Source organism: Achromobacter sp. EB05 (assembly GCF_044232075.1).
Classification (GTDB): Bacteria; Pseudomonadota; Gammaproteobacteria; order Burkholderiales; family Burkholderiaceae_B; genus Achromobacter; species Achromobacter dolens.
Map to the genome: position 1 here is coordinate 5,580,105 of NZ_CP155917.1, position 11,728 is coordinate 5,591,832.

General features: G+C 65.7%; 10 protein-coding genes. 4 read left to right on the plus strand and 6 right to left on the minus strand.

Annotated features, from left to right (window positions below; all coding sequences use genetic code 11):
• Nucleotides 1–23 precede the first annotated feature (23 nt).
• From urtE to urtA, 5 genes are read right to left on the minus strand one after another with little or no spacing between them, the layout of a single operon-like run.
• Entirely contained in the window at nucleotides 24–716 is a 693-nt protein-coding gene (urtE, locus tag AAID08_RS25430; protein WP_064524738.1) for an urea ABC transporter ATP-binding subunit UrtE, read from the minus strand.
• A 14-nt stretch (nucleotides 717–730) separates the two neighbouring features.
• Nucleotides 731–1,474, minus strand: a complete 744-nt coding sequence (gene urtD / locus AAID08_RS25435; RefSeq protein WP_064524741.1) for an urea ABC transporter ATP-binding protein UrtD — start codon at nucleotides 1,472–1,474, stop codon at nucleotides 731–733.
• On the minus strand, nucleotides 1,471–2,592 hold the full coding sequence (gene urtC / locus AAID08_RS25440; RefSeq protein ID WP_054500611.1) for an urea ABC transporter permease subunit UrtC: 1,122 nt from the start codon (nucleotides 2,590–2,592) through the stop codon (nucleotides 1,471–1,473). Before urtC ends, urtD begins: the two co-directional genes overlap by 4 nt.
• Before the next feature lie 9 nt (nucleotides 2,593–2,601).
• Entirely contained in the window at nucleotides 2,602–3,519 is a 918-nt protein-coding gene (gene urtB / locus AAID08_RS25445; protein WP_054500610.1) for an urea ABC transporter permease subunit UrtB, read from the minus strand.
• 54 nt (nucleotides 3,520–3,573) lie between these two features.
• Nucleotides 3,574–4,836, minus strand: a complete 1,263-nt coding sequence (gene urtA / locus AAID08_RS25450) for an urea ABC transporter substrate-binding protein (protein WP_054500609.1) — start codon at nucleotides 4,834–4,836, stop codon at nucleotides 3,574–3,576.
• A gap of 197 nt (nucleotides 4,837–5,033) precedes the next feature.
• Between urtA and AAID08_RS25455 the strand changes: the two genes are divergently transcribed.
• The 4 genes from AAID08_RS25455 (at nucleotide 5,034) to AAID08_RS25470 (ending at nucleotide 10,700) form a co-directional block, all read left to right on the plus strand.
• Nucleotides 5,034–8,426: an ATP-binding protein gene (locus AAID08_RS25455; protein ID WP_395757062.1), complete on the plus strand. Its 3,393-nt coding sequence runs from the start codon at nucleotides 5,034–5,036 to the stop codon at nucleotides 8,424–8,426.
• On the plus strand, nucleotides 8,410–9,303 hold the full coding sequence (locus AAID08_RS25460) for a response regulator transcription factor (protein WP_236749484.1): 894 nt from the start codon (nucleotides 8,410–8,412) through the stop codon (nucleotides 9,301–9,303). Before AAID08_RS25455 ends, AAID08_RS25460 begins: the two co-directional genes overlap by 17 nt.
• 147 nt (nucleotides 9,304–9,450) lie before the next feature.
• Entirely contained in the window at nucleotides 9,451–10,170 is a 720-nt protein-coding gene (locus AAID08_RS25465; RefSeq protein ID WP_395757063.1) for a hypothetical protein, read from the plus strand.
• Nucleotides 10,171–10,223: 53 nt separating this feature from the next.
• Nucleotides 10,224–10,700, plus strand: a complete 477-nt coding sequence (locus AAID08_RS25470) for a hypothetical protein (RefSeq protein WP_395757064.1) — start codon at nucleotides 10,224–10,226, stop codon at nucleotides 10,698–10,700.
• Nucleotides 10,701–10,739: 39 nt separating this feature from the next.
• Here the strand turns inward: AAID08_RS25470 and AAID08_RS25475 are convergent, their stop codons facing one another.
• Entirely contained in the window at nucleotides 10,740–11,717 is a 978-nt protein-coding gene (locus AAID08_RS25475; RefSeq protein ID WP_175189003.1) for a tripartite tricarboxylate transporter substrate binding protein, read from the minus strand.
• Nucleotides 11,718–11,728: the final 11 nt, after the last annotated feature.

Genomic DNA, 11,728 nt, shown 5'->3' on the forward strand with positions numbered 1-11,728 from the left:
CTCCTTTGAGATGGACAATGAATTCAGACAGACAGGTATTTGCTGATCGTCTGCTCATCAACGCGCTCGCGCGGGTCTTCGTGCACGAAGCGGCCCTTGTCGATCACGATGAGGCGGTCGGCGATCTGCATGGTGAAACTCAAGACCTGCTCGGACACCACGATGGCCAGGTTGCGCAGCTTGCGGATCTCCAGCAGGCTGCGGGCGATGTCCTTGATGATGGACGGCTGTATGCCCTCGGTGGGCTCGTCCAGCAGCAGCACGCGCGGGTTGGTGACCAGGGCGCGGGCGATGGCAAGCTGCTGTTGCTGGCCGCCCGACAGATCGCCGCCGCGCCGGCCGCGCATTTCGTGCAGCACCGGAAACAGGGCGTAGATGTCTTCCGGGATGGTGTCGCGCAGCGCCCGCCCGCGCATGCCGGTGCGGATGTTCTCTTCCACGGTCAGCGTCGGGAAGATCATGCGGCCCTGCGGCACGTAGGCCACCCCGCTGCGCACGCGCTGATGGCTCTCCAGGCGCTCGAGCGCCTTGCCCTCCAGCGAGATCGAGCCCTGCATGGCGGGCAGCAGGCCCATCATGGTCTTGAATAGCGTGGTCTTGCCCATGCCGTTGCGGCCCATGACGGCGACGATTTCACCGGCCGCCACCGCAAGGTCGACGCCATGGATGACTTTGCTTTGGCCATAGCCTGACACCAGGCCAGCGATATTGAACATGTTGCCTCCCGGCTTCAATGACCCAGATAGACTTCAACCACGCGCGGATCGGACTGCACCTTGTCCATGCTGCCCTCGGCCAGCACACGGCCCTGATGCAGCACCGTGACCTTGTGCGCGATGTTCTTGACGAATTCCATGTCATGCTCGATCACGATGAGCGATCGGTTGCGGCTGATCCGATTGAGCAGTTCGGCGGTGCGCTCGCGTTCGGACACGCTCATGCCGGCCACCGGTTCGTCCAGCATCATCAGCTCGGGCTCCTGCATCAACAGCATGCCGATCTCCAGCCATTGCTTCTGGCCGTGCGAGAGCAACTCCGCCGAGCGGTCGAGCTGGTCCGCCAGGAAGATCTCTTCGGCCACCTGCTCGACCCGTTCAAGCACCGCCGGACTGCGCCTGAAGGTCAACGCGCCCAGCACGCTGCGCCCGGCCGGGTACGACACTTCCAGGTTTTCGCGCACGGACAGGGTTTCGTAGATGGAGGGGGTCTGGAACTTGCGGCCCACGCCGGCGCGCACGATTTCGTACTCGGCCAGGCCGGTCAGCTCCGTGTCCTTGAAGCGGATCGAGCCGCTGGTGGCCTTGGTGCGGCCGCAGATCAAATCCAGCAGCGTGGTCTTGCCGGCGCCATTGGGGCCGATGACCACGCGCAGCTCTCCCTGGTCGACATACAGGTTGAGGTCATTGACGGCGACAAAGCCATTGAACGAGACGGTCAGGCCTTCGATGTACAGGGCGAACGCTGAGGGGTTCATGCTGCCTCCGTGGCGCCATCCGCCTCGCGCCGTGAGGTCCTGCGCGCCAGGCGTTTCTGGATGTATTGGTTGTACAGGCCGGCCAGCCCGTTGGGGAACGCCATCACGACGGCAATGAACAGCCCGCCCATCAGGAACAGCCAGAGCTGCGGAAAACTCTCGGAGAAATAGCTTTTGCCGAAGTTGACCAGCAGCGTGCCGTAGACCGCGCCCAGCAGGGACAGGCGGCCGCCGACCGCGGCGAAGATGACCATTTCAATGGAAGGCACGATGCCCACGAACGACGGCGACATGAAGCCTACCTGCAAGGTGAACATGGCTCCGCCGATGGCCGAGAAGACGGCGGCCACGCAGAACACAAACACCTTGAAGCTGGCGACGTCATAGCCCGAGAAGCGCACGCGCTCTTCCTTGTCGCGCATCGCCATCAGGAGCTTGCCCAGCTTGGAGGAGAGCAGGTAGCGGCCGAACAGGATGCAGGCAAACAGCAGCGCGCCGTTGATGAAGTACAACGCCAGCCGGGCGCTGTCCGTGCGGATGTCCCAGCCCAGCAGCGTCTTCAGGTCGGTGATGCCGTTGACGCCGCCGGTCCACCCTTGCTGGCCGATGATGAGCACCGAGAGAATCAGGGCCACGGCCTGCGTCACGATGGCGAAGTAGGTGTCGCCCACGCGGCGCTTGAACATCGCCGCGCCCAGGATCAACGCCAGCAGGCAGGGCAACACCGGCACCGCCAACAAGGTGAACCAGAAGCTCTTGAAGGGCACCCAGAACCAGGGAAGCGAGGTTAGCTGGTTCCAGTCCATGAAGTCCGGGATGCCGGGCGTGGACTGGATTTTGGTGGCGTCCGGCGTGGAAGCTTCCAGCTTCAGGAACATGGCCATGCAATAGCCGCCCAGGCCGAAGAACACGCCCTGGCCCAGGCTCAGGATGCCGCCATAGCCCCAGCACAGCACCAGCCCCAGCGCGACAAAGGCATAGGACAGGTATTTGCCGATGAGATTGAGCCGGAAGACGTCCAGGGCCAGCGGAAACACCACGAAAAGCAGCAGCGCCAGGATCGCCAGTCCGGCCAGCCCTTCGCGCCCGCCCACGACATTGCGGAAGAATTTCTGCATGATGCGCCCCTACTTGCGTACCTTGATGCTGAACAGGCCTTGCGGGCGCAGCATCAGAATGATCACGATGGCCGACAGGGTCAGCACTTTCGCCATCGAGCCGGTCATGAAGAACTCCGAGATCGATTGCGTCTGCGCGATGACGAAGGCCGATGCGATGGTGCCGAAAAGGCTGGCCGCGCCGCCGAACACCACGGTCAGGAAGGTGTCGACGATGTAGAGCGAGCCGCTGGTGGGCCCGGTGGAGCCGATGGTGGTGAAGGCCGCGCCGGCAATGCCGGCGATACCGCAGCCCAGCGAGAACGTCACACGGTCCACGCGCTTGGTGTCGATGCCGACCGCGCCGCTCATGGCCCGGTTCTGCACCGTGGCGCGCACGTGCAGGCCCCAGGTCGAGCGGAACAGCGCCAGCAGCAGCGCGCCGGTCAGCAGGATGCTGATGGACATGACGAACAGGCCGTTGATGGGGATATCCACGCCGTCCAGCGGTTGCCAGGAGCCCATCAGCCAGTCGGGCAGCGTGGGGCTGACTTCTCGCGGACCGAACAGCGAGCGCAGCGTCTGCTGCAGCACCAGGGACAAGCCCCAGGTCGCCAGCAGCGTGTCCAGCGGCCGGCGGTAGAGATGGCGGATCATCAACCACTCGACCAGCCAGCCCAGGCCGAAGGTCACGGCAAAGGCCAGCAGGATGGCGATGAAGAAATAGGCCGGCATCAGGCCGGGCGCGTATTGCTGCACCAGCTCGGAACAGAGGTAAGTGCAATAGGCGCCCACCGCCAGGAACTCGCCATGGGCCATGTTGATGACGCCCATCTGGCCGAAGATGATCGCCAGGCCCAAGGCCATCAGCAGCAACACGCTGAAGACCGATAGACCGTTGAAGCCCTGCATCAGCAGGATGGCCCCGAGATCGGAGAAGGATTCCATGGATGGCTCCCGGCAGTGGCAAGGGCGCCGCGCGCGGCGCCCGGATCGAGGGGATTACTGATAACCCTTGGGGAAGGGATCGGGCTTGATCAGTTCCGGGGTTTCGAAGATCACGTCGAACTGGCCGTCCTTGCGGATCTGGCCGATGCGGGTCTTGCTCCACAGGTGATGATTGGGATCGATCTTGACGTAGCCTTCGGGCGCTTCCTTGAACTCCAGCCCGGCCGAGGCGGCGACCACCTTGTCGACATCGAAGCTGCCGGCCTTCTCCACCGCCATCTTCCACAGCCAGGGGCCCAGGTAGGCCGCCTGGGTCACGTCGCCGATCACGGCATTGGCGCCGTACCTGGCCTTGAACGCCTCGACGAATTTCTTGTTGTTGGCGTTGTCCAGGCTCTGGAAATACTTCATGCAGGACCAGAAGCCCTCGGCGTTTTCCCCGCCGATGCCCAGCAGTTCATCTTCGGTCACCGAGATGGTCAGGAGTTTTTGCTTGCCGCTGGTGACGCCGGCCGCCTTGAGCTGCTTGTAGAACGACACATTGCTGCCGCCCACCACCACGGCGAAGACGACGTCGGGCTTTTTCAGTTTGATCTTGTTGATCAGCGAACCGAACTGCGTGTGGCCCAGCGGGTAGTATTCCTCGCCCACCACTTCGCCCTTGAGCACGTTCTCGATATGCTTGCGGGCGATCTTGTTGGAGGTGCGCGGCCAGATGTAGTCGGAGCCGATCAGGTAGAAGGAGCGCGCCTTCTTCTCGCGCGCCAGCCAGTCCAGGCTGGACAGGATCTGCTGCGTGGCCTCCTGGCCGGTGTAGAAGACGTTCTTGGACTGCTCCAGGCCTTCATAGAAGGTCGGATAGTAGAGCAGGCCGTTTTCCTTCTCGAACACCGGCAGCACCGCCTTGCGCGAGGCCGAGGTCCAGCAGCCGAACACGGTGGCGACCTTGTCGCTGACCAGCAGTTTTCGCGCCTTCTCGGCAAAGGTCGGCCAATCGGAGGCGCCGTCTTCCTGGATGATCTTGATCTTGCGGCCCAGAATGCCGCCCATGGCATTGATCTGCTCGATGGCCAGGCGCTCGGATTGAATCGACCCCGTTTCGCTGATGGCCATGGTGCCGGTCGCCGAGTGCAACTGGCCCACCGTGACTTCGGTGTCGGTAATGGCCAGGCCAGTGCTGTTGATGGCCGAGGTGGCCGGGGCGGCCGCGCGCGACAGGGCCGGTATGCCCAACAACGGCAGGGAGGCAAAAGCCAGGGCCAGGCGCCGGCGCGAGGGCAGTTCCGGCGCGGTGTCAAAAGGGGGTTTGCCAGACATCGATGACTCCTCAATGGATCACGACCAGGGAAACCGAGCATGCGCGGCGCATGCCGCGGCCCGGCGGGTGAAGGCATACTAGGAGCCCATGACGCAGCGCAACATACGTTGATTGACGTACAGGCAGGCCCGCCCCCGGGCGTTACAACGGCAACTACGTTCAATGACGTATCCCCTACCCCCCCCCGGAGCCCGACTTGTCCGCCAGCGCGCCCCAACGCATCGTCAAGATCCGCCGTGACTACAACACCTGGGTCGCCAATGAGACGCTGGAAGACTATGCCCTGCGTTTCACGCCGGTGTCGTTTCGCAAATGGTCGGAATTCCGCGTCGCCAATACCGCCCTGGGCGCGGTGTCCTTCCTGGCGCTGGAAGCCATCGGCGGCGCGCTGGCGCTGAACTATGGGTTCATCAATGCCTTCTGGGCCATCATCGCCGTGGCCCTGGTCACCTTTCTGACCGGCCTGCCGATCGCCTATTACGCGGCGCGCCATGGCCTGGACATGGACCTGCTGACGCGGGGGGCCGGCTTCGGCTATATCGGCTCGACCATCACCTCGCTGATCTACGCCTCATTCACCTTCATCTTCTTTGCGCTGGAGGCGGCCATCATGGCGCTGGCCATCGAGCTGGCCACCGGCCTGCCGCTGTCCATCGGCTACCTCCTGTGCGCCGTGGTCATCCTGCCCATGGTGGCCTATGGCATCACCTTCATCAGCCGGCTGCAGTCATGGACTCAGCCGATATGGCTGGTGCTGCTGCTCCTGCCCTATGCCTTCGTCGCCTTCCGCGACCCGGGCACGTTGCAGGAGTTCCTGCGGTTCCCGGGCCATGACGGCCGGGGCGGCGGTTTCAATCTGCTGATGTTCGGCTCGGCGGTGGCGGTGGCCGCTTCGCTGGTGACGCAGATCGGCGAACAGGTCGACTTCCTGCGCTTTCTGCCCGAACGCACGGCGGCCAATCGCCGGCGCTGGTGGCTCGCCCTGGTCTGCGCGGGCCCGGGCTGGATCCTGCCGGGCGCGGCCAAGATTCTGGGCGGCGCCTTCCTGGCCTGGCTGGCGCTGTCCCGGGGCGCGCCAGCCGACAAGGCCGGCGACCCGACCCACATGTATCTGGCGGCCTACACCTATGTCGTCAGCGATCCCGGCCTGGCGCTGGCGCTGGTCACCGCTTTTGTGGTGGTCTCGCAGGTCAAGATCAATGTGACCAATGCCTATGCCGGCTCGCTGGCCTGGTCCAACTTCTTTGCCCGCATCACGCACAGCCATCCGGGCCGGGTGGTGTGGCTGGTGTTCAACGTGCTGATCGCCGTGGTCCTGATGGAGATGGGCGTGTTTGGCGCGCTGGAGCATGTGCTGGCGGTGTTCTCGCACGTTGCGCTGGCCTGGATCGGCGCGCTGGTGGCCGACCTGGTGATCAACAAGCCCCTGGGACTGTCGCCAAAGCGGATCGAGTTCCGCCGCGCCTATTTGTACGACATCAATCCGGTCGGCGTGGGCAGCATGCTGATCGCCATGACGCTGGGCCTGCTGGCTTTCGCCGGCGTGTTCCCCGGCACGGCGGGCGCGCTGGCGCAGGCATTGTCGCCTTTTGTGGCGTTGCTGGCGGCGTTCGTCTGCGCGCCTGTCATCGCCTGGCGCACGCGGGGACGCTACAACCTGGCGCGCAAGCCGGTCGACGTGGCGGGTTCGGATCATGTCTGCGTGATCTGCGCCAACCGTTTTGAACAGCCCGACATGGCGCACTGCCCGGCCTACAACGGGCCCATCTGTTCCTTGTGCTGCACGCTGGATGCCCGCTGCCAGGATCGCTGCAAGCAGCAGGGACGGCTGAAGGACCAGGTGCAGGCGGTCCTGGGCCGACTGTTGCCGGCGCGGGTCACGCCGCTGCTGCATAGCCGCCTGGGCCACTACCTCTTGATCGTGGCGGGGATGGGGACGCTGCTGGCGGGCATCCTGGGCCTGATCTACTACCAGGAGTACGCCAGCCACATGCGGGCCGGCCTGGACCCCTCGGGCTTGCGGCCCACCTTCTTAAAACTCTACGCCGCGTTGTTGCTGATCGGCGGCGTGTTGGCCTGGTGGCTGGTGCTGGCCCATGAAAGCCGGCGCGTGGCGCAAGAGGAATCGGATCGCCAGACGCATTTGCTGCTGCGCGAGATCGAGGCGCACAAACAGACCGACGCGCAGTTGCAGCAGGCCAAGGAAGCGGCTGAAAGCGCCAATCTGGCCAAGAGCCGCTTCATGGGCGGCCTGAGCCATGAATTGCGCGCGCCGCTGAACAGCATGATGGGCTATGCGCAGATTCTGCAGCGCGACCCGGGCTTGCCGCCCGCGCGGCGCGAGGCCATCGACGTGATTCATCGCAGCGGCAAGCATTTGATCGGCCTGATCGATGGCCTGCTGGACATCGCGCGCATCGAGGCGGGCAGGCTGCGGCTGGAGAACAGCGAACTGCGCCTGCCGGAGTTTCTGGAGCAGATCGTGCAGATGTTCCGGCCGCAAAGCGCCCTCAAAGGGCTGGCCTTCCGCTATGAGGCGACGGAACTGCCTTCCATCGTGCATATCGACGAGAAGCGGCTGCGGCAGATCCTGATCAACCTGCTGAGCAACGCGCTGAAATTCACCTCGGCCGGGCAGGTGTCGATGCGCGTGAAGTCTGCCGCGGACATGGTGCTGTTCGAAGTGCAGGACAGTGGACGAGGCATACCGGCCGAGGATCTGGAACGCATCTTTCTGCCCTTCGAGCGCAGTTGGGCGGCGGCGGAAGAGGCGGAATCCGGCACGGGCCTGGGCCTGACCATCTGCCGCATGCTGACCGGCATCATGGGCGGCGAGCTGACGGTGCGCAGCGCCGTCGGCCGCGGCAGTGTGTTCACGCTCAAGCTGTTTCTGCCGGAAGTGCGCTCGCCCCGCAGCGACGCCCGGCCGTCGGGACTGGTGGTGGGTTATCGCGGCGAGCGGCTGCGGATCCTGACGGTGGACGACCAGCCGTCACAGCGGCGGCTGGTCCGCGACCTGCTCGAGCCCCTGGGCTTCGAGGTGCACGAAGCGCCGCATGGCGCGGCCTGCCTGGCCTGCGTGCATACGCTGCGGCCGGCCCTGATATTGATGGACGTCTCGATGCCGGAGATGACCGGATGGGAGGCGCTGCGGCGCTTGCGGGATGAAGGCGTGGCCGTGCCGATTGTGATGCTGTCGGCCAATATCCTGGGGCTGGATCCGAAAGATCCGACGCAGAGCGGGCATGACGCGTTCATTGCCAAGCCCGTGATATACGAGGACCTGCTGAGCCAGTTGGGCCGTCTGCTCAGGCTGGACTGGCAGGTGGCGCAGGTGGAAGCGGCCCTGCCGGCAGGGGATCTGCACCGGGTGGCGCTGGAGCGCGAGGATGCCGAAGCGCTGCTGGAGCTGGGGGCCATGGGCTACATCAAGGGCATACAGGCGAAGCTGGAAGAAATACAGGGCCGCCGGACCGAAGCGCGGGATTTGACGGCGCATCTGCGGATGCTGGCCGGCGAATTTCAACTGAGCGAATTCAATCAAGTGCTTAAACACCATGTACAGCGTCACCATGCCCACGCCCGATAAGAACCTCGTCATGCTGGTCGATGACGCCCCGGACAATCTGAAAATGCTCTCCACCGCATTGGATGAAGCGGGGTATCAGGTGCTGGTGGCAACCGACGGCCAGTCGGCCATAGAACGGGTGGATTTCGTGGTGCCGGACATCGTGCTGCTCGACGCGGTGATGCCGGGAATGGACGGGTTCGAGACCTGCGCGCGCCTGAAAGCGCATCCGGCGGCCGGAGAAGTGCCGGTGGTGTTCATGACGGGCCTGACCGAGCCCGAGCACGTGTTGAAGGGGTTTCGGGTGGGCGGCGTGGATTACGTGACCAAGCCGCTGGATCCGGATGTGGTGGTGGCCAGGCTGCAGACGCATTTGCGCAATGCGCGCAGCCTGTCGGCGGCCTTTGACGCGATCGATGCGGCGGCGCGAGCGGTGGTGGCGCTGGACGCTCGCGGGCTGCCGATCTGGAAGACCGGCAAGGCGCGGCTCTGGCTGGCGGCGTATTTCGGTTGCGCCGAGGATGCGACGGAGCTGCCGGCGCCCTTGGCGGATTGGGTGGCGGGCAATCTGGCGGCCGGGCCGGCGGCTGAACCCCTGGTGATCACCCGCGCGGGGGGACGCCTGACCCTGAGTCTGTCGGCATCGCGCCGTAGCGGCGAGACCTTGCTGCTATTGCAGGAGACGGCGCCGTTGGCCGCGGCCTACGGCCTGACGCCGCGCGAGGCCGATGTGCTGCGCTGGTTGGCCAAGGGCAAGACCAATCGGGATATCGCCGAGATCCTGGGCATGGCGCCACGGACGGTGAACAAACACCTGGAACACCTCTACGTCAAGCTTGGCGTGGAAACGCGCGCGGCGGCGGCGGCGCTGGCGGTGCGGCGGGGCGAGTTCTTTTGAACCGCTCCGCGCCTGGGCCGGGCAAGCCGGTGGCGACATGAAATACGCGATATTGATACAGATGGAAACCCCGGCCCGCCGGACATCGCCTTAGAGTGCCAAGCCTTCAAAGTTCAGGACGGTGCCGCGTCGCGGCCCGCTGCTCGCATGACGGCTTCCTTTCCTCGCATCCTGCCGCGCTACGCGCTTGGCTGCTACCTCGGCGCGGCTGCGCTGCTCTACCTGTTCGCCGCGCAACTGCTGGCCACCGTCGACATCTGGCTGCTGCCGCGCCGGCTGCTGGTCGAGATGCTGCGTTATCGCGCCATGTGGCTGATCTTCTTCCTGACCCTGCCGACCGTGGGCTACCTGTTGTGGCGCGGCTCGGACCTGGTCGCCTGGTGGCGCGCGCCCGCCACGCTGACGCTGGATGAGCGGGCGCTGCATCTGGGCGCGCTCACGGTGCCCTACGGCGACGTCGCTTCGATGCGCCATCGGCACAACCGCGATCACCTGCTGCTGACGCTCGGCAATGGCCGGCGCGTGCGGCTGCGGCTGGCGATCTGGGACCATGCCGACGCATTGCTCGACCTGCTGGACGCGCGCGTGGGCGGCCATCTCGAAGCCGACGTCCGGCGCCGCATCGATGCCGGCGCCACCGTCTCCTTCGGCTCGCTGGGCATGAACGCGGCCGGCCTGGTCCACAAGGGCCGGCCGATCCCGTGGGCCAGCATCGACACCATCCGCACGCAATCCGACAGCGAAGGCATGGAGACCGACGAGACGCTGATCATCGTCGCGCGCGGCAAGACCCACAAGGTCGACCGCTCCGGCATCGACAACGAGCCGGTGCTGCTGGCCTGCCTGCGGCATTACCTGCCCGCCTGATTCCAACGCCCGCCCACCTGGCGGCCATTCACCCTTAGCCCTTCAACCCAGACATGGAAATCTACAGCTCCACCTCGCACCAAGCCCAGACCCTGGCCGATCGCCCGGTGTACCACTCGCGCAACCGCCTCATCGCTGGCGCCGTCATCTGGACAGTGGCCGCGGTGGCATTCGGCGCGCTGGCCGCGCGCGCCCGCGGCAATCTGGGCGGCATGGCGTTCTTCGCCGCCATCGCGGCCATCGGCGTGTGGCTGGTGATCCGCTGCCTGATGCGCGCGTTCGGCGCCCCCAAGCCCGTCATCACCTTCACCCGCGAAGGCCTGCGCGTGACGGACGGCACGCTCATCCCGTGGCGCGCCATCAACGAGAACACCTACGTCAACCAGACCTACGTCGGCATTCCGATCGGCCGCCAGATCCAGCTTAAGACCTCGCTGCCGGATCGCAAGCGCGTGCTGATCCCGGCCATGGCGCTGGCGATCAGCGGCGACGAATACCTGGCCCTGTGCGACGCCTACCAGGCGGGTTGAAGCCTCACCGCTGAGGCGGGGCGCCGCCGCGCAACGCGCTCAGTTCGCGGTGGCGCCGGAATCCTTCACGGCCTGCGCCCAGGCCGCGATCTCCCGGTCGATGAACGCGCCGAATGCGGCCGTATGCAGGGTCGATGCCTGCGCCCCCTCTTCCATCAGGCGCTGCCGGACCGTCGGCGCGGCCAAGGCCCCGCCCAAGGCTTCGTTCAAGCGCGCCACGACCGCGTCCGGCGTGCCCGCCGGCGCCACCACGCCGTGCCACGACAGCGCCTGGAACCCCGCCAGGCCCGACTCCGCCATGGTCGGAATCTCGGGCAATGCCGGCGAGCGCTGCGGCGAGGTCACCGCCAGCGCGCGCAGCGTGCCCGCCTTGACGTGCGGCAGCACGCCCGGAATGGTGGTGAACATGAAGTCGATCTGACCGCCGATCAGGTCGGTGATGGCCGGACTGCCGCCCTTGTACGGCACATGCGTGAACTGCAGGCCGGCGGCCCGTTTGAACATCTCGCCGGCCAGGTGGCCCGGCGTCCCCGCCCCGGCAGAACCCATGTTGCTGCGATCGCCCTGCGCCTTGACGTAGGCGATCAGGTCGGACACGGTCGCGGCCTTCACGTTGGGACCGACCACCAGCACGTTGGGCACGGTGGCCAGCAGCGTGATCGGCGCGAAGTCCTTGACCGCGTCATACGAGATGCGCGAATACAGCGACGGGTTGATGCCGTGCGTGCTGGCGGTCGCCAGCAGCAGCGTATAGCCGTCGGGCGCGGCCGATGCCACCTGCTTGGCGGCGATGGTGCCGTTGGCGCCGCCCTTGTTGTCGATCACGATGGTCTGCCCCAGCGTCTTCGCCGCCTCGGCCGCCACCGTGCGCGCCAGGATGTCGGAGGTGCCGCCGGCCGAATGCGGCACGACCAGCGTGATGGGCTTGGCGGGAAAGGTCTGCGCGTGCGCGGCCGGCAGCGCCGGCAGCAGACAGGCGGCGGCGAATGCCGCGCGGGCAAGGCGATGAGGGATCATGCAAGTCTCCT